The sequence below is a fragment of the Leptolyngbya sp. CCNP1308 genome (assembly GCF_034932455.1).
Lineage (GTDB): Bacteria > Cyanobacteriota > Cyanobacteriia > Phormidesmidales > Phormidesmidaceae > Nodosilinea.
The window spans coordinates 1-19,001 of the sequence record NZ_JAYGIH010000040.1; the positions used below are offsets into that span (position 1 = coordinate 1).

At 57.5% G+C, this 19,001-nt stretch carries 13 protein-coding genes and 1 pseudogene; 6 read left to right on the forward strand and 8 right to left on the reverse strand.

Annotation, left to right across the window (positions count from 1 at the left end; translation table 11 throughout):
* Window positions 1-193 (reverse strand): annotated as a pseudogene (locus VB780_RS12175) (hypothetical protein); the annotation flags it as partial.
* An 88-nt stretch (window positions 194-281) separates the two neighbouring features.
* Here VB780_RS12175 and VB780_RS12180 point away from each other — a divergent pair.
* From VB780_RS12180 to VB780_RS12195, 4 genes are all read left to right on the forward strand, one after another.
* Entirely contained in the window at window positions 282-1,535 is a 1,254-nt protein-coding gene (locus VB780_RS12180; protein WP_323351424.1) for an NACHT domain-containing protein, read from the forward strand.
* A 233-nt stretch (window positions 1,536-1,768) separates the two neighbouring features.
* Window positions 1,769-2,197 carry a putative toxin-antitoxin system toxin component, PIN family gene (locus VB780_RS12185; RefSeq protein WP_323351425.1) on the forward strand — a complete coding sequence of 143 codons (429 nt, stop codon included), beginning with the start codon at window positions 1,769-1,771 and terminating at the stop codon, window positions 2,195-2,197.
* Window positions 2,194-2,439, forward strand: coding sequence for a hypothetical protein (locus tag VB780_RS12190; RefSeq protein WP_323351426.1), 246 nt, complete (start codon window positions 2,194-2,196; stop codon window positions 2,437-2,439). The genes VB780_RS12185 and VB780_RS12190 overlap by 4 nt, the downstream gene beginning before the upstream one ends.
* A 185-nt stretch (window positions 2,440-2,624) precedes the next feature.
* Window positions 2,625-5,786 carry a UPF0182 family protein gene (locus tag VB780_RS12195; RefSeq protein WP_323351427.1) on the forward strand — a complete coding sequence of 1,054 codons (3,162 nt, stop codon included), beginning with the start codon at window positions 2,625-2,627 and terminating at the stop codon, window positions 5,784-5,786.
* 2 nt (window positions 5,787-5,788) lie between these two features.
* On the opposite strand, the gene VB780_RS12200 is transcribed toward VB780_RS12195, so the two are convergent.
* The gene (locus tag VB780_RS12200; protein WP_323351428.1) at window positions 5,789-6,211 is read right to left on the reverse strand and encodes a hypothetical protein; all 423 of its coding nucleotides are present in this window, start codon (window positions 6,209-6,211) and stop codon (window positions 5,789-5,791) included.
* Between the two features lie 232 nt (window positions 6,212-6,443).
* Between VB780_RS12200 and VB780_RS12205 the strand changes: the two genes are divergently transcribed.
* Window positions 6,444-7,382 (forward strand): glycosyltransferase family 2 protein, encoded by a 939-nt coding sequence (locus VB780_RS12205; protein ID WP_323351429.1) that lies wholly within the window; start codon window positions 6,444-6,446, stop codon window positions 7,380-7,382.
* 74 nt (window positions 7,383-7,456) lie between these two features.
* On the opposite strand, the gene VB780_RS12210 is transcribed toward VB780_RS12205, so the two are convergent.
* Both VB780_RS12210 and VB780_RS12215 read right to left on the reverse strand, forming a co-directional pair.
* Window positions 7,457-7,663, reverse strand: coding sequence for a hypothetical protein (locus VB780_RS12210; protein WP_323351430.1), 207 nt, complete (start codon window positions 7,661-7,663; stop codon window positions 7,457-7,459).
* Window positions 7,664-7,772: 109 nt separating this feature from the next.
* Window positions 7,773-11,138 (reverse strand): hypothetical protein, encoded by a 3,366-nt coding sequence (locus VB780_RS12215; protein WP_323351431.1) that lies wholly within the window; start codon window positions 11,136-11,138, stop codon window positions 7,773-7,775.
* A 466-nt stretch (window positions 11,139-11,604) separates the two neighbouring features.
* Here VB780_RS12215 and VB780_RS12220 point away from each other — a divergent pair, with 466 nt between their 5' ends.
* On the forward strand, window positions 11,605-11,820 hold the full coding sequence (locus VB780_RS12220) for a hypothetical protein (RefSeq protein ID WP_323351432.1): 216 nt from the start codon (window positions 11,605-11,607) through the stop codon (window positions 11,818-11,820).
* 53 nt (window positions 11,821-11,873) lie between these two features.
* Here VB780_RS12220 and VB780_RS12225 read toward each other — a convergent pair whose 3' ends face one another.
* The 4 genes from VB780_RS12225 to VB780_RS12240 all read right to left on the reverse strand — a co-directional run bounded on the left by VB780_RS12225 (window position 11,874) and on the right by VB780_RS12240 (window position 18,956).
* Window positions 11,874-12,869 (reverse strand): GDSL-type esterase/lipase family protein, encoded by a 996-nt coding sequence (locus tag VB780_RS12225; RefSeq protein WP_323351433.1) that lies wholly within the window; start codon window positions 12,867-12,869, stop codon window positions 11,874-11,876.
* Between the two features lie 177 nt (window positions 12,870-13,046).
* A complete protein-coding gene (locus tag VB780_RS12230; protein ID WP_323351434.1) occupies window positions 13,047-14,627 on the reverse strand; it encodes a B12-binding domain-containing radical SAM protein in 1,581 nt (526 codons plus the stop codon).
* 840 nt (window positions 14,628-15,467) lie between these two features.
* Window positions 15,468-18,329 (reverse strand): tetratricopeptide repeat protein, encoded by a 2,862-nt coding sequence (locus tag VB780_RS12235; RefSeq protein ID WP_323351435.1) that lies wholly within the window; start codon window positions 18,327-18,329, stop codon window positions 15,468-15,470.
* 93 nt (window positions 18,330-18,422) lie between these two features.
* Entirely contained in the window at window positions 18,423-18,956 is a 534-nt protein-coding gene (locus VB780_RS12240) for a pentapeptide repeat-containing protein (RefSeq protein ID WP_323351436.1), read from the reverse strand.
* Window positions 18,957-19,001: the final 45 nt, after the last annotated feature.

Sequence of the window (19,001 nt, forward strand, 5' to 3'; positions counted from 1 at the left end):
AGACAGCCCGGTTCAGCACCCGATGATAGCGCTGAAATTGAGGCTCCTCACCCAGCCCCATCACCCGCAAAATCTGGCTCACCGTCCGTTTCCCCGGAGCCAGCAGCGCTCCTATCACTAGGGTTAACGCTTGAGGCCACACCCGCTGGGAAAACAGGGGCGCAAACGCTATCATCATCGATATAAATTCCATCGCAGTAAGCTCCTCAGACCCTCATCTGAATTCTGCTTGCTGCTTTCCTTTTCAGACCAAATGGATAAAGTCGAGCTTAGAGAAGGTTTTGCTGGCTGAGATTGGATATAAAGGCTTTTCAAGCGATCAATTGTTTTTTACGCAACCAGAATTAGTTAGTCAAATCAAATCTTTTTTGGCTGACACTGTAGATAAACCAAAGTATTTGGATGGAAGAGCCATCTTGAATGCTATTGCTATCCAACAGGGTATTTTAGTAGAGCGATCAGAGAACATTTTTTCTTTTTCCCACCTGACTCTTCAGGAATATTTAACTGCTCAGTATCTTAGCCAAGATCCAGAATTGATTAAGGAATTAGTTCGCAGCTATTCAGTTGATCAACGTTGGCGAGAAGTATTTTTACTAGTCTCAGGATCACTACAAAACTCAGATAAATTAATGCAGTTCATGGAAGCTGAGGGTAAAGGTTCTCTGAAAACCCCAAAAGTAAAGGCAATACTTACTTGGATCACTCAAAACACGAACAAATCAGGATGTCGATTTAAAGTCTCCGTTGAGAGGGCTATTATCTTATCCATCTTTCTAACTTTTGCCACCTTTAAATCTAAAAATTTTACAAAGGTTTTTAATATTGCTGTTTCAGCTAATGATCTTGCCACCGCTCTAGATTCCCAAAGCTTTCGTATTAGTCATCTGCTCCGAGTTCTTGCTGGTTCTCTAGTTAGTCTTAGAGATTCGATTGACGATTTAGATAGCCTTGTTGCTCGTTATAAAGAAGCTACTATTGAAGCTCGTTCCGATTCCAAACCATATTATGATTCATCATTCGACGAACAGATTCTTTACTACAACGATGACGTTCCTACTCACCTGTCACATTTTGAGGGTGTTTCTGGAATAAATATTGTCGATCACCCCGAACAAGGATTTAGTGTTGATGCTGAGGACATAGCTCGTGCTAGTGTTTTAGTCTGCCAGCATTTTGATGACCTTACTAAAATGCTTCAGGAGCTAAATTTATTCGACAATAATATCCGTCAGAAAATATTAGAAATTCAGATTCCTAATATGAGATTTCCTTTCAATCCAAAAAGTAGTGGTGAAGTGAAACTTATACTGAGGATAGCCCAGACTTTCCTTGAGCGTGGTTCAAGAATTTGGTGGCAAACCCTTGATCTTCCTGAAGAGTGGACTAGTTTATCGGAAGAAGAAATAGAATTAATAAAAAACTATTTGTATATTACTGAGTTGATGGTTAGGTGTAGGGAGGAAGCAGTGAGAGTTTCAGAAAAAGTTTGGATAGGCATTGAAGAACAAATTCTCATACCTTCAGTAGATTGAAACGAGTACAGCACCAGCAGTACAACAACCCCAATGCACACCGACCGCCGAGAGGTTATCGGTTAGAGTTCGAGGTTATCTGCGGCGGGTGATTGGCAACGTTATGCCGACTATTCTTTGGTGAAAACAATTTGAGAAAGCTTTCTCTAGGTATTAAAGAAACACCCTTACAGGAAGCTGGGTAGGCGATAAAATTGGTGGGTTGCCAAGAAACATCTCCGGTGTTTCCGCCAATGCCCATCCCCCAAATTGTGATCGACACAAATGTCGTTGTTGCTGGGTTGCGCTCTAGAAACGGGAGTGCTTTTCGTCTATTGAGGTTAGTTGGCAGCGAGCAGTTCAAGATCAATCTTTCTGTACCGCTAGTTCTGGAGTACGAAGAGGTTTTGCTGCGAGAACTGCCAAACTTGGCCATTGATGTCTCAGATGTGCAAGATTTTCTCGATTTCCACTGTTCTGTTGCGATTCATCATCAAATTTTCTTCCTTTGGCGACCTTCTTTGCCTGATCCCAAGGATGACATGGTGCTAGAACTGGCGGTTAAAGCAGGGTGTGATAGCTTAGTGACATACAATATCCGCGATTTTGTAGGCATTGAGCAGTTTGGCATTAGTGCCGCTACCCCGGCAAACTTCCTAGAGTCTATTGGAGCACTGTCATGAGCACGTTAAGCATCCAGCTTCCTGACTCCTTATATAGAAGCTTGCAGAGACTTGCCGAGCAGGATGGGATTTCGTTAGACCAGTTTATTGCGCTGGCAGTTGCTGAGAAAATTTCAGCATTAACAACTGAGGGGTACCTGCAAGAGCGCGCAAGCTGTGGCGATCGAACAAAATATGAAGCTGTATTGGCTAAAGTCGCTGATGTTGAGCCAGAATTGCACGACCAATTGCCGCCAGCATAACAACCTGATTGCACCTGATCGCCAGGAGGTTATCCCTCTGGGTCAAGAGATTATCTGTGGCAGATAAAGCGGAACGTTAAGCATTGCGACCCTGCTCTCACTTTCACAACCGCTTGATCTAGTGCCTCAGCGCTGCGGCGCTACAATCTAGGCATTGCTGGGGTAGCTGTCTAGCCGTAGGGCCAATGGTAAATAAGGCGATCGCCAAAAGTTTGTCTCAGTGGGGTGTACCCCGGTGGGGGTGGTTAAGTATTGGGCTGGGGCTTCTCACCCTGCTCTTTTTAGATGCGATTATCAACCTCCAGGCCGAGCGGCTGTGGTTTGAAGAAGTCAACTACCTGGCGGTGTTTTGGCTGCGGCTCAGGTCGCAGCTGCTGCTCGGCATTATTCCTATTCTGTGCACCCTGGGCTTTACCTGGGGCAACCTAGCCCTGGCCGATCGCGCTCAACCGCTAGAAAAACCGAGCGATCGCCACGATCGAATTCGCAGCCTGGGTCTGAGCGGGCTGCTGCTGGTCGGTACAACTCTGAGCTTTTTGGTGGGGGTGCAGCTCATCTACCAGGGCCAAATTGCCAGAGACTTTTGGCAGCAGACCACCACCCTCTACGACTCCAGCACGCCCCTGCCCCTGTGGCCCAAGCTGCAGCTGGTTGACGTCATTGGCCAAATTTTTATCACCCAACCCTGGCTGATCGTGGCCCTCGGCATTAGCACCGTAGCGTTTCTGATCTATCCCCGGCAGCTGGGGCGGCTGGCGGCGGTGTTAATGAGCCTGGGCTACGGGCTAATTTTGGCCAAGCAGTGGCCCTCGGTGCTGCTGGCTCTCAACCCGGTGCCCTACGGCCAGGTCGAGCCCATCTTTAACCGCGATATTGCCTTCTACATCTTTCGCCTGCCGGTGCTGCACCTGCTGGAATTTTGGGTGGTAGGCACCCTGTTTTTTACCCTGGTCAGCGTGTACCTGGTTTATCTACTCGCCGAAAACACCCTCAGCCAGGGACGGTTTTACGGCTTTTCGCCGCCCCAGCAGCGGCATCTCTACACCCTGGCGGGGCTGCTGTTTTTGGCCACCAGCTTTAGCCACTGGCTGGGCCGCTACGAGGTGCTCTACTCCCGCGAGGGGGTGGTCTACGGGGCGGGCTATACCCACGTTCACGTGCTGCTACCCGTCAACTGGGGGCTGGCTATTCTCACTTTGGTTTTGGGCCTGGTCTTTTTGCTGCGGGGGCGGCTGGGGGCACCGGGCTACATCAACCCCATGAAAAAAACGGCGCAACCCCACGCCCGACCCCTCGTACAGGGGGAAGCCCAGGGCTGGTGGACAGGCGTGGGGCGCACCAGCCTGCTGGTCAAGGGCATCTGCGGCTACTTAGTGCTCACGGTGCTGGGGTTAGTGCTAGCTCCTACGGTGGTGCAGCGGCTGGTGGTGCAGCCCAACGAGCTACAGCGCGAGCGGCCCTACATTACCAACTCCATTGCCCTGACCCGCTCGGCCTTTGACCTGGAAGCGATTGAGTCAGAGCCCTTCGACCCCAGCGGTGATTTGACCGCTGCTGATCTCGAAGAAAACGACCTCACCCTGGAAAATATTCGCCTGTGGGACTCGCGTCCGCTGCTCGACAGCAACCGCCAGCTTCAGCAAATTCGGCTGTACTACGAGTTTAAGGACGCCGATTTTGACCGCTACAGCATTCTCAATGAGCAGCGGCGATCGGAGCGTCGCCAGGTGATGATCTCGGCGCGGGAGCTGAACTACGAGCGGGTGCCTGAGATCGCCAAAACCTGGGTCAACGAGCACCTGGTCTATACCCACGGCTTTGGCTTTACCATGAGCCCGGTCAACACCGCTGGCCCCGATGGGCTGCCCACCTACTTTGTGCGCGGCATCGACAACCTGCCCAGCAGTGAAGAGGTGCGCGCGAGCATTCCGATTGGCGACCCGCGCCTGTACTTTGGCGAGCTGACCGACACCTACATCATGACCAACGCCCAGGTGCTGGAGCTGGACTACCCCAGCGGCAATGAGAATATCTACACCACCTACCTGGGTCGGGGCGGCATCAGTTTAGGCAGCCTGTGGCGGCGGCTGCTGTTTGCCCGCTACCTGTTCGACTGGCGCATGCTGTTTACCGAAGACTTTACCAACGATACGCGGCTGCTGTATCGCCGCAACATTGCCGATCGCGTGCGGGCGATCGCGCCCTTTCTGCGGTTTGACACCGACCCCTATCTGGTCACCACCGACATTGGCGATGCCTCTAGCCAGTGGGGGACTGGCCCGGCCCACGGCAGCCCCCCACCAGCCGACATTGACCTCGATACCTTTCGCGATCGCGACCCCAACTTTATTGCCGAAAACTTCAACGCCCAGACCGGCGAGAACTACCTCTACTGGATTATCGATGCCTACACCGTCAGCGGCCGCTACCCCTACTCCGACCCTGGCGACAACGACTTTAACTACATTCGCAACTCGGTCAAAGTCGTGGTCGATGCCTTCAACGGGTCGGTGAGCTTTTTTGTCTCTGAACCCAATGACCCGATTATTCAAACCTGGGAGCGGCTGTTGCCCAATATGTTTGAGTCGCTGGAGGCCATGCCCGACAGCCTGCGCGCCCACATTCGCTACCCGCAGGATTTGTTCTCGGTGCAGGCCGACTCGCTGATGACCTACCACATGACCGACCCCCAGGTGTTCTACAACCGGGAAGACCAGTGGCGCGCCCCCAGCGAGATCTACGCCAGCGAGTCGCAGCAGGTGGAGCCCTACTACCTGATCATGAAGCTGCCCGAGGAGGACACCGAGGAGTTTGTGCTGCTGCGGCTGTTTACCCCGGCCCAGCGCAACAACCTGATTGCTTGGCTGGCGGCGAGATCGGACGGCGATCGCTACGGGCTGCGGCTGCTCTACCGCTTCCCCAAGCAGGAGCTAGTGTTTGGCCCCGAGCAGATCGAGGCCCGCATTAACCAGGATCCCGAAATTTCCCAGCGCATCTCGCTGTGGGATACCCAGGGGTCGCGGGCGCAGCAGGGCAACCTGCTGGTGATCCCGATCGAGCAGTCGCTGCTCTACGTCGAGCCGCTGTACCTGGTGGCCGAGCAGAACCAGCTGCCCACCCTGACTCGGGTGATTATGGTGTATCAAAACCGCATTGCCATGGCACCGACCCTCTCAGCGGTGCTATCGGCCATATTTTTAGAAGATCCAGAGCCCGCTGCCCCAATTTTGCGCGAGCTGGGGGCCGAGCCTCCCGAGGCCGACCAGCCGCTTCAGCCCCTGCCGGGGGTCGATATCGATAGCCCCGGTAGCGCTCCGGCTGAGGAGGGCCTGCCGGGGGTGGAGTGATGCTAGGGGCGATCTAAGAACTGCGACAGCAGCTCTTTGGCGGGTTCTACCATGGCCCAGGTGCCATCGGCCTGTCGTCGCAGGGTGGCAAAGGCCACGGTGTTGCCGCTGCCGATGGGGTCGCCCTGGGACAGATCACCCAGCTTTACCTGGCGCAGGCCGCAGAGGCGAAACAGGTAGGCGGGTACATCGGGGCTCGACAGAATTATGCACTGGTCGGCATTGCCCTCGGCGGGCTGCACCTGACCATCAAAGGGCATAAACACCCGATTGCCCTGAATATCGACGGTGATGTCGCCCAGACCGCTCTGCACCGAGTAGCCCGCCAGGCGATCGCCTGGCTGAAGTGCCCACTTTTGGTGCAGCGTCACATTACGGGGGCCGGGGTCAGGGCCGGCTCGAGAGCAGGCTCCGGACAGTAGCACGATGGCCAGGGTTATCCCATGCCAAGGTCTCCACTGCGAGCGAGGGCCGCCGTTTATTTTCGTCTTTAGCCCTGTCTGTGCACCCATTTGCCGTCAGCTATAAATACATTTGAACTTTAGTTCATCCATACTGAATTATGCCATGATTTTTTGGGGACGGACGGGGGCATGGCTTAATCACGTCTGGAGCAAGCCAAGGCGCTAGGATATTAAGGCCGATTGGAGGCCCACCGTGTTTTTCAGCGTCGTTACCCCCGCCTATAACCGCCAGCCCATCCTCGAAAAGTGCCTGCGTGCCCTCGAAAATCAGGTTTTTGACTCCGCTCTAATTACCGACTACGAACTGGTGGTGGTAGATGACGGCTCCACCGATGGCACCATCGAGTGGCTGCAAGCCAATGCCGCCGAGTTTCCCCACGTGCGGCTGGTGGAGCGCCACCACCAGGGGGCAGCGGCGGCCCGCAACTACGGGGTGCAGGTGGCCCAGGGCGACACGATTGTGTTTGTCGATAGCGACGTAATCATGCCGCCGGGCAGTCTCCAGGCCCACGCCCAGGCTTTGGCTGACGCCTACGAGCGCTTGGGGAGCGATCGCGTCTTTACCGCCGGTCGCCTGGTGAACACCAGCAACTTTGACCAGCCCACCGCCGAACCCGCCAAGGTGACAGATTTCTCTAACGCCTTTTTTGATACGGCCAATCTGGCGATCGCCCGCCACTGGCTGCTGACCGCTGGCCTGTTCGACACCGAATTTAGCCAGTACGGCTGGGAAGATCTGGAGCTGGGGGTGCGGCTCAAAAACCTGGGTGTCACCATGGTCAAAGTGCCCGAAGCCGTGGGCTACCACTACCACCCCCCCTTCTCCCTCGATCAAATTCCCAAGATGATCGACCAGGAAATACAGCGCGGTCGTATGGGGGCGATCTTCTACAAAAAGCACCCCACCCGCGAAGTGCGGATGATGATTCAGATGACCCCCCTGCACCAGGTGCTCTGGGGCGTGCTCACCGCAGGCGGGCGGCTCAACGAAAAAACCATGGCCCCCCTGCTGCGCTGGCTGATTGATCGAGGCAATCCCTCCCTGGCGCTAGAGCTGGCGCGGATCTTTCTCAACTGGTATACAGTTCAGGGGGTTTACGCCGCCTACGGCGAGCTTCAGCAGGAGGGGTAGATGGGTAGATGGATGGTTGGGTGAGGGGGCGGGCGAGTCCTGTGCCTTAGCCATCCCCCTCAGACTGGTGTCTTCTACATCAGCCAAAGTTCGGCGGCGCTGGCGATCGCCATGGCCAGCATGCCAACCGCCAGGTATTGAAGCAGGGGCGGTTTAGCCTGCCGCTGTCGCTCGGTAGATCGCAGAGCACCGTAGATGTGGGGCGCTCCGATCAGGAAAAAGAACAGGTGGAGGATGTCGACCTTCCGCCGCTCCAGCATGAAATCGGATTGGGGGTGCATCGGAAATTCTCCTTTGAGGTTGGCACTAAGCATTGGCCGTCGTGACCAGGCACAATGTAACACAACATTAAAAAAACTTGTATTGCGTCACAACATAATGCTCTATGCCCTAGGTCTGAATTAACAGAGCAAAGAGCTGGGCCAACAAATCATCTCGCTGGTGCCAGATCGCCAGTCCCTGGTGGACGCGCCGCTGGTAGTCGCGGAGGCAGGCGACGGCCTGGCTAAAGTAGGCATCAAGGTGACCGTTGTAGCGCTTTTGGCGTTTCAGCAGCGCGCGCTGGGTGCGGGAGGTTTGCAGGCTCTGGGCGTTGTGTAGGCTCGACAGCAGCGCGTCAATGTCGGCTTCAAGGGCGGGGCGATCGCCCGTGGGCACCAGCGACAGCCGCAGCACCATACCGGCCACGGCAAAGAGTTTGCCCAGGTCGGCCACTTCGCCAATTCGCCGGGGGTACAGGTCGCGAATGGCGTCGATGTCGGGGGACGAAAACGAAGGTTTTTGGCCGTTGCGATCGCTGTCGCGGTTGAAGGATCGCGACAGGCGATAGACTCGCTGGCCGTCAACGTGGTCTTTTTCCACCACGCCGCCCTCTTCGGCTATGGCCCAGGCGGTGTTGAGCAGCCGCGTAGCGTGGATTAGTTTGCTATCCCAGTCAATTGTGGCAACCGGGGTGTCGTTGGCGTCAAACTCATGGGCCACATTGCTGCCCAGCATGAACAGGCCGCGGCTAAAGAACAGATAGCAGGCGTTGGTGCCAAACAGGTAGATGTTGCGGGTGGGGTGGTGGGGCGACACCTTGGGCAAATCTTTGGGGTTGACCGCCAGCAGCGACATATCGAGCACCAGCAGGTCGGTGTCAGACTGGCTGAGCTGGGTGTACTGGCTGCCTCGCGTTTCGTAGATGGGCGGTATCTTTTCGATCCGATAGGCACCAAATTCATCCAGGTTGTTCTTAAGCAGGCCGCTCTTTTCTTTGATTTGGTAGTAGCACTGGCGGCCGGTTTCGGCGTAGGTGATCAGGGCGTGGTTGCGCAGCTGTTTGGCCCAGGCAAAGCACTGGTTGGGGTCAAGCTGCCTGGGCAGGTTGCCGTTGCCCGGGGTGACTAGATTGAGCTTGCCGGGGTCGGCGTAGGCGGCCATCAGGTAAATCCACGACTGCATAGCGGCAAAGCAGGCATAGACCTCGCTGTTGCCGTCGGCGGCGGCGTATAGCCGGGCTTTTTCGGCCAGATACAGCCGCCCCCAGTGAATTGAGGCTTCGGTGCGCTGTCGGCCAGCGAAGCTCTCGGTGGGTAGGTAGTCGTCGTCCTTGGGCACCCGGCGCGGAAAAAACACCAGCAGCTTGGTGCGCAAAAAGGCCATGCGGCTGAGCAGCAGATAGTGGGGGTGAAAAGTGCCCTGGGACACCTCGTTGAGCACTACATACTTTCTCAGCCGCAGGCTGATGTGGCGCTGGGCCTGGTCGAGGGTTTCCCAGGACCGCTGCACCAAAATATCGCGGTTGACGTCGGCTTCACAGCCGGGCGGTAGGTAGCGGGTATCGCCGTCGTCAGTGTCGTAGAGGTAGTAGTAGTTGGCCAGGCAGAGCAGGTAGCGAATCACCAGCGCTCCCGAGAACACTTCAAAGGGCTCAGTTTCGGGGCGCGTGTTTTCTAGCCCCTGTTCTACCAGGCGATCGAGAATGGCGAGTCGCCGCAGGTAGGGGCGCACAGGGCGGTATACCCCTTCGTCGAGCAGGGCTTCGGCAATGGCCAGGCAGGCGTCGAAATAGATGTAGGGGTCGTTTTGCTGAAGCGGGGCGTCGGCTGCCGGGCCAGAGGGCAACAGGTTTTGATGGATCATGCCAATCATGGCCAGGGAGGAAAAGGGATAGCCCTGGAGGCAGGTCCAGGCGTCTTGCATGATCTGCGATCGCTCCACCCGCTGGCACAGCTGCTCAATGTACTCCCCCGGTCGCATGCCCGCCTGGCGAATAGCCTGCAAGCGCGCCTGCAGCGATGCCTGGGCTTGAGACAGCAAAAAATCAAAGCCACAGTAGTCGCCATGGCCAATGGGGTCGGCAAAGGAGAAATCTTCGTAGCGGCTAAAGCTGTCGTCTTGGCAGGCGTTGAGGGTTTGGCCCAGCAGCTGGCGGCGGCACAACTTGACCAGGCTGTGGGCCCACACGGGCGAAGCTACATTGTCGCGAATAATCACCTGGGTCGAGGTGACATCGTGGGCGATGGGAAAGTAGTCGCGCAGACAGGGAATATCTTGCAGTAGCGCCCTGTTGATCACCTTGATGACGTGGGAAAGCGCACCGCCAATGCCCGTGCTGCTGATGCTAAAGTCGATGCGCCGCCGGTCTTGGCTGCCCAGCCGGTCGAGCACATCGGCAATTAGCGGCTGGTAGCCCTCCGGCACCTTGACGTAAAACTCAACCACGACCTGGGTCGCCTCCTGGGAGGCCAGTTCGTAGTCGCCGGGGCCAGGCAGGTCGGGGTAGCGGGTGAGACTCACCCCCTGATCGAGCTGGCGCAGGGCCGGGTGCAGCAGGGCCGGGTAGGGGCCACCGCTCGGCGCACCCAAGCCCAGCTCTTTGTCGGCAAAGGGCAGCGGCCCCGAGGGGGCGAAGGTAATGCGCTTGAGATATACCGGGAACTGATCGGTGAGCCGCTCGTTGACTACGATGGTCTGGGCCAGCTTGGTGACAAAGGCCGGTTGCAGATAGTGACAAATGTAGGCATCGACAATGGCCTTGCCCGAGCCCGAGAGCTGCTGGTTGCCGCTGCGGGCCAGCAGGCGGCGCACTTCTCGCCGGGCCTTGAGGGTGAGTTCTAAAATGGTGTCTTCTCGCCGCTGCACCTCGGCGCTGGCCACTTTGCTAGGGTCTTGGGCCGGCAAAAACTTCAGAGCTATCCGCACGGTATCGGTAATTAGCTCATCCACGTCGTCCAGGTCGACCAGGGGCGGAGCGGCCTGGGAAAAGTCGAGCCCCACGGCGGCTTTGTAAATGCGCAGCAGCATTTCGTGATTGTCTAGGCTACCCACGGTTTGCAAAATCAGCAGCGATCGCTGCAAAAGCGTCAGCCCATCCCCCGAGGGTAGATCGAGGGTTTCGCGTTCGGCGGGGGTGAGTTCCACCAGGCGGTAGAGGGCGGTGAGCACATCCTCGGTGGTGAGCAGTCGGGTGTGGGGAAACTCAGCGTTTTGGTAGGCCGTGGCCAGGTTCCGGCGCAGGTTGCTCAACAGCTTCACCACCTCGCCCGTAGTGGTGCGACTCAGTCGGCTCAGCTTCTCTTGGCGTTCGGCGGGGGACAGGTCATCTTGCAGCAGCGGCGACACCAGGCGGCGGAACTCTTTTTTACCCAGCAAGGCCTCAATCCCCTGGGCGTTGATTTCGCCATTGCCCTTTTGGGTGAAGGCTAAACAGGCGCAGAGATAGGCGTAAAGGCGGTAGCTACGCTCATAGTCGGCCTGACTCTCGGAAGGCATGGGTGGGATTAGGAAACTTTTTCAACGTTTTCGGGAAAGTCTGACCCGTCATAGCGCACCTTCCCCTCATCAAGTTGCCATGATGCCCTGTAGCACTTAGTAGCTAGCACTACAAAATAGCTGCCGAATTCAGCGGCAGCCCGAATTTTGGTAAATTTGGATACAAAAAAAGTGGGGTTTAAACCCCACTTTTTGATCGGGGCGACGCAATCCGCCGCCCGCTGCCTCGGTATGCAGAATTCATCGCTTCTAGAAAAATAAGGCCAGGGAACCCTGCATTAGGCCGCCGGCTTCCCTGACCGCTGAGCATCAGAACAGTGTTCCAATGTCTTTCAGAGACTACTTCAATTTTTTGAAATTGTCTTTAGGCGCGATCGCCTCTTTACCAACTGTTTGTAAACCGGCGACGGCGAACACTGGCCTCTGGTGTGCCCAGGTAACCCTAGACACCCTCAGGAGGAAACCCATGTTGACTGACTATCCCGAACGTCCGCACCCGTACCACCCGCACCACTTAGAATGCCCCCACTGTGGCCGCCATGCCATTGTGACTAAGGCCGAGAGCCACTACGTCTGCCTCAACTGCGGTTGGGAGCGCGACTTGACCAACAACTGGCCCCACGGCTTGGCGGAGGTATTGTCGGTGGCGGGCACGGGCCTGCTGCTGCTACTGCTGCTGTAGACCCGCCAGATTACTGGCTGAGGCCGCCCGCTAGCGGGCGGCTTTTTCTTGCCCTACCACAGATCGCTCAGGGGCTCGGAGGTAGACGGCGGAGATGACTCAGAAGGACGATTCCAGATCTCAATCAGCAGCTTGGCCAGGGCTTGGCTCACCCAGTCGTTGCCCTCGGGGCTGAGGTGAATGTGGTCGAAGTAGAGCCGCTCGTGGGCCGTCTGCTGAAACAGGGGCAGGCCGTCGAGGTAGGGAATGTTCTCGCTTTGGGCAAAGGCGGTGAGGCGGTGACGGGCCACTAACTCATAGTCTCGGGGGCCGTCGGGGTCGAGTTCGCGGCGCAGGGGGGTCATGGCGATCGCCAGCCGCCCCCCTGCCGCCAGCACCACCTGATTAAGCTGGCGCAGGGCCTCGAGGTTGACCCCGACGCGATCGCCCCCTTGGTCGTGCAGCGCTTGCAGGGCTGGGCTGGGGCTGTTGCCCAGCCGCCGCTGGGCAACCTCCCACAGGGCCAGGGGCGGGCGGCGGGTAGGGTAGGCAGGATTTCGACCCAGTTCGTAGCTGTTGGGGGCGATCGCAAACAGGTCGTCAGTGTTCAGCACCACCAGCACTAGCTGGGCCTCAAAGGTGCCAAACCGCAGCAGGTAGCCCAACTCGTTGCGCGGCCCCCAGGAGTTGGCCGAGGCGTTGAGCACCTCCACCGTTTGAACCCCAGATGGATGGAGGTTGGCCAATTCCTTCTGCACCTTGACCGACAGCAGCTGGCTCTGATCAGTCCACCAACCACCGTTGACGATGGAGTCGCCCACCATCAGCACCCGCAAGGCATCCGTCGGGCGCTGGGGGTCCACCGCTGGCCCCCGCATCGAATATTGGTTGATTTCAATGCGGTGGCCCCGCCGCCGCAGGCTTTGGTTAGGGGCCAGGCGGTAGCCGGTACGGGTGTCAGCCACATAGAGGGGCGGGTTACCCAGGCCGTAGCGCACCCGCAGCAGCAGCTCGACGATCGCGATCGCCCCTATCCCAATTCCCAAAGCCCAGAGTACGATTTCTACCAAGGTCGCCCCAATCGCAGCACCACATTTTAGTCACATTCCCCCCGGTTTGGAGCAGGGTGTAAAGTCTAGGGCTGCGCCAAGCTAAAAAGGTTGAAACGTTTGAACGTTTCAACCTTTCAGCGTTTTCAAGATTTCTCGAGATCCTGACCAACGTGACTACGACTATCGATCCGAGGATTAGCGTTGCTCCTGCAATTCCCTCGGGCGTTCTGCCAGGGGGGCCACAGGTTCAGCCTGGAGTTGTTGGGTAATGCGCTCGCGGGCCAGGGCGCGGTATTCCCAGAAATGCTCTCCGGCGGCGCACAGGCCCAGATACATATTCATCAGCTGGGGCTTGCGCCTTGCCATTGTCCAGAGCTGACGCCAAAACTGGCTCCGCAGCTCGGGGCGGCGCAGGCCCTGATGCCAGATCACCTGGGCCACCAGCCGCAGCCCTTGCCCCAGCGGAAACTGCATGGTCTGCCCCCGTCCCTGCACAGTGCGAATTTTGAGGCACTGTTCCATAGAGCGTCGGAGGTAGTTGCTGGGTTCGTAGAGTGTCCAAAAGCCTTCGACATACTCGCGGGCGATGTCGCTGACGGGGCGGGTGGGCACAAAGTTCATCAGCGTGTTTTGGTCGCCGGTAGGGTGGCCGGTGCCGTCCATCAGGCGCTCTTCTTTTTTGAGGCGCTCCCAGAGGGCGGTGTTGGGCAGCGCTTGCAGCAGGCCCAGCATGGGTTGGGGAATGCTGGTCTCTTCGATGAAGGCCTGGATGCGATCGCCCGCCCCGGCCCGCTCGCCATCAAACCCGAGAATGAACCCGGCATAGATCAACATCCCCGCCGCGTTGATCTTGGCGCAGGCTTCCACCAGCGGGTTGCGGGTGTTTTGCACCTTGCGCGTGGTCGCCAGGCTGTCCTGGTCGGGGGTTTCAATGCCCAGAAAAACGGCGTAGAAACCCGCGTCGCGCATCAGCTGGAGCATCTCGTCATCCTCGGCCAAATTCACCGAGGCCTCGGTCATAAACGTAAACGGGTAGTTGTGGGCCTGCATCCAGGGGATCAGCTCCCGCAAAAACAGCTTGACATTGCGCTGGTTGCCGATGAAGTTGTCGTCCACAATAAATAGCGAGCCGCGCCAGCCCAGGTCGTAGAGGGCTTGCAGTTCAGCCAGGGCCTGGTGGGGCGCTTTGGTGCGCGGCTTGCGGCCATAGAGCGAAATAATGTCGCAAAATTCGCAGTTAAACGGGCAGCCCCGCGAAAACTGCATCGCCATCATAAAGTACTGATCCCGCTTGAGCAGGTCGTAGCGGGGCATGGGGCTGTGGGTGACATCGGGCTTGTCGATGGAGCGAAAAGTCCCCTGGGTTTCGCCGCGCTCCAGCGCCTCGAGAAACAGGGGCACGGTCATTTCCCCTTCGTCGAGCACGAGAAAATCAGCTCCCACCTCCAGGGCATCCTGGGGCACCGAGGTGGGGTAAGGGCCACCCACCGCCACGGGTTTGCCCAGGCGCTTGGCTTTTTGAATTAGCCCCTGAAAGTCGGGCTTTTGCACCAGCATGGCGGAGAGAATAACGATGTCACACCAGGCCCAGTCGGCCTCGGTTTCTGGATTGACGTTGCGATCGCAAAAGCGGATCTCCCAATCCGTAGGCAGCAGCGCCGCTACCGTGATGATCCCCAACGGGGGCAGAACGGCCTTGAGACCCGCGATCGCCATAAAGCGATCGTAGGACCAAAACGACTGGGGAAATTTGGGGTAAAGAAGTAGTGCTTTCATAAAATCCCTTCGGTAATTTGAGTTGACTCTGAATCCGTGGGGAATATTGTTTTTTTAACAAAAATAGTTAGGAAAGCCACAGAGCTAGGCCATCGCCCACTGCAATGTCTAACTCACCTATAACTGGCTTAACTAAACTGGTTCAGTTACAACGTAGGCAAAGAAGGCTCCTTTGGCTCTCTCTCTAGGGAGAGAACTAGCGCAGGGTCGGGATACAGTCCCCAAGCACCATCAGTGAGACGATTATTTAGATTAACTAAGCCGTAGTGTGGTAGTTGGGCTTGCCAAAAATGCAGCTCGAAGCGAAAAACCCATTACGACAATTTAGCTGGGCTAGTTTAAAGACTGGATCACAAACAATCGAAAATCCTTAACCGGGCCAAGCCGTTTTTTTGTATAGCTATGGGTTGATGGATCTTGGGCTTAGTATAGGTCTACCTCTCGTAGATTGAAAGTGCCAAGGGAAAGATTAGTTACATCAATTCAAATTTTGTACAGCAATTTGAATTGATTCATGCAGGTAGAGTGTGCCGCTTGGCTTGCCCAGGGAGACGCCTGCCCTACAGATTTTCACGCTTCACTCGGGCTTGTCATCCAATATTAAGAGAGGTTTGAACCGCGCCCCAGACGACGCCCCCGGTAACAACGCGGGGTTGCTGGACATAGGTATGAGTCAAAACTGCAACGTCTCTCGTAGGGGCAAACGGTCGTTTGCCCTACCCAAATTCATGCTTCAATTCAGCAACCCCTGCCTGCCTAAGAACGTCTCAGCTAAGCAACCATTATTGCCAAGAACGCGAACTCGGCCCGTCGCGGTGAGATCCCAGACACGTTTCAGGGCTACTTCTCCACTAGTTCCCTGAACCAATTGTCGCTCCAGAGTTCGTCAAAGGCGGGCTCGGTGCGGGCCTCTTCGCGGTAGTCGGGGTCGAGGCGCACGGCCTGTTGCAGCGCCTCCATGGCGTTGTCAAACTGGCGCTGAAGAGCGTAACAGAGGGCCTTGTGGTAGTGGGCTTTGGGGTAGTCAGGGTCGAGGGCGATCGCCCGATCAAAGCTCTTAATTGCATCCTCGTCGCGACCCAGCTTTACCAGGGCCAGCCCCCGGTTGTCCCAGGCTTTGGGGGCCTCGGGGTTAAAGCGGGTGGCTTTGTCGAAGCTCTCTAGGGCATCATCGTAGCGCTCTAGCTCAATCAGCGAGAGACCCCGGTTCAGCCAGGCGATCGCATCGTTGGCCTGGTACTCCACCGCCTTGTCGAAAGAGTTAAACGCCTCCTCGTGCTGCTGCAAAATACCGTAGGACACGCCACGGTTCACCCAGGCTTCGTGGTACTCGGGATGAATTTCCAGAGCTTTGTCAAAGGCGGTAATGGCGTCTTCGCGGCGCTTCAGGCGGCTCAGCACCATGCCCCGGTTGAGCCAGGCCTTGGCGTCGTCGGGGGTGATCTCGGTGAGCTGGTCAAACACCTCCAGGGCATCTTCGTGGCGGCGCAGCTCTCGCAAAATTAGTCCTTTCTGCATCAGTGCGACCGTATGCTTGGGCTCTAGCTCCAGAGCGTGGTCGAGGGAATCGATCGCCCCCTCTAGCTGCTCTATCGCCTGCTGGGCGGTAGCCCGGTTGAGCCACACCTGGGTGTTGACCGGCTGAATGTCGAGGGCTTTGTCGTACTCGGCCACCGCCAGGGCGTAGTCGCCGTCAGCTAAATAGCGATCGCCCCGGCCAATGTATTCGTCGGCGGTGAGAAACAGCTGGGGTCGGTTGGTCTCCAGCCGCCCGATCTTGTCGGTGATTATCTCAAACTGCTGCCGCGCCTCGCTCATAAACGAGTCGGCCAGGTACTGGGGCGACACCTCGCCCAGGCGGCGCATAATGTCGTCTTTTTGGTGCTGGGCCTCGGCCTGGATGGCCTCTAGCCGCACCCGGTAGCTCTGCTGCAAATCGCCCAGGCGGCCCAGGGTGACCTCGCGCCCGGCCTCAATGTCGGCTTCCAATCGGGCAAAGCGTTCCGCCATTTCGGCCATCAGCCCGTCGAGCTGGGTGCGGGCCGCCGCCTCGCGCTCGGCGGTATTGGTGCCCAGGGTGGCCAGGTCTTCGCTGAGCCGGGCATCGAAGGTGTCGATTTTATCGAGGACGCGATCGCGGCGAGTAAAAATGGTGCCCCGCACCTGATTGAGCTGTTCGGTAAAGGCTGTTTCCATCGCCCGCAGCCCGTCGAGCACCTGGAGCTGCTGCTCGCCCGCCGCCTCTTGCAGCACCCGCACCTGCTGGCGAAAGGCGTTGGCGGTGCCCTCCACATCGGCCAGTAGGGTCGATCGCTGAATCTCGGCTTCGGTGGCCATCTGGCTGAGCTGCCCCTGCAATGTCTGGGCCGTGCGCTGAAAGTCGTCAAGGGTATTTTGCTGGCGGGCATCCACCTCGGCGCGGGTATCGGCAAAGCGCGTCAGGGCCTCATCCGCTGCCCGGCGCAGGTCGCCCAGCAACATGTCCTGCTGCTTCTCAATGTCGATTTTCAAGCCGCCAAACTGGGCGAGGAATTCATCGGCCTGACGGCGCAGGTCGGCGAGAATGCGGCTGCGCTGACCATCGACCTCAGAGCGCAGGTTAGCAAACCGCGAGGTAAATTCGTCGATGGAGCGCTGAATGGTTTGCAGCGCCAGGTCGCGCTCGCCCAGGGCGCTGATTTGCAAATCGCTCAGCTGGCGGCTGATCTCCTCGGTCTGGGTTTGCAGGCGGGTGAGGCTGCCCTGGCGCAGCGACTCTAGAGCCTCGGCAATGGTGGCGGCCTGGCGCTCGACCTGGTCGCTGGCCTGGGTGGTGAGCTGCTGGCGCAGGTCGGCTAGGGCCACCATGACGCGATCGCGCTCTTCCTGCATCGCCAGAGTCATCGTGCCCATCTGGTCGGTAAAGCTGGTCTCGGCGTTGCCGATCTTTTGCAGCACCGCATCTTGGTGAACTTCCACATCGCTGCGCAGTCGGTTCACATCGCGCAAAAAGCCGGTTTGGTTTTCTTCTAAGGTGCGAAACACCACATCGCGCTGAAGCTGGGTGTCTTTGCGCAGGGTAGTGATCTCGTCATCGGCAGTCGCCCGCAGCCCAGTCAAATGACCGACAAAGTTGGCCTCGGTAGACTCTAGCTTCACCTGCAAGTCCCCCAGGGTCGACTGCCAGTCGTTGATCGTGCGCGCCTTGAACTCCGCCAGATCATCCACCAGCCGGTTGAGCACCTGCTTTTTGGTCACGGCCTCTTCCTGGAAGCGATCGGTGCGGCTGTCTAGCTCAGCGGCCCGCTCTTTCGCCTGGGCCAGAATATAGTCGAGGTCGCGGGTGGCGGTTTGAATTTTGGTCTCTAAATCGGTGATGTCGTTGATCTGGTTACGCACCACGACAGAGACTTCTTGAATCACCGATCGCCGCATCAGCCAGAGCATGACCACGCCCACGCTGAGCAGCAGCAGCAGGGTGCCCAGCATGACAAAGAATAGAGTGGTGGCGCGGCGAAAGGCCAGATCGGCCTCGGTGCTCAGCCGCTCTAGCTCGGCGGTGGTTGATGCCTGGGCTAGCAGCACCGATTCTTGAGCCTGGACGGTTTGAGGACTATCCTGCGCCATGGCAGGCCGCACCGCCCCACCGCCGCTGATTAACATCAGCGCCAGCAGCAACAGGGGGCGGGGAACATCGGCCAGGGAACGCATGGGCTGCCTCATCAGGACTGTCCTAATGGAATAGGACTAGGATACCTGATACTTCAAAGGGTTAGGGCACGGGCCAGGAACATTCGCCCTAGGGGCAACAGGCCTTTAACGCCCATAGTTGTAGCCATCAGGCAAAACCGTAGTACCGTCGCAACAGCTTCCTTTAAGATCTGCTCCCACAGCCCGAAACAAGTTGCAACGGCTGAGGTTAGCCCTGGTCAAGTCAGCCCCTTCCAGTTTGGCACCAGTCAGGTTACTGTCCGCCAAGTTGGCCTCCGTCAACAGAGCCTGGCGCAGGTCAGCCCCGCTTAGATTTGCACCCGCTAAATTAACCCGGCTCAGATTAGCTCCCCGCAAGTCAGCCCGACCTAGGTCAGCGCCGCTCAGCACAGCCCCAGTCAAGTCAGCACCGTAGAGGTTAATATCCCCTAGCTGGGCTTTAACTAGGCTCGCCCCCCGCAAATTGGCCAGACTGAGATTGCTATAGGGCATATAGCTCTCATCCAAATCGCTGTCCTGCAAATCGATCTGCCGCAAATCCACTTCAAATAGCTGAATACCGGCCAGATCCACCGCCGAGAAGCAGCGTTGACCGTTCTGATACGCCCCTAGCAGGGCCTCCTTAGTAAGCCGATCCATATGCTGTCGAAACTTGCCCTAACGCCTAAGTATTTCTGCTCAACT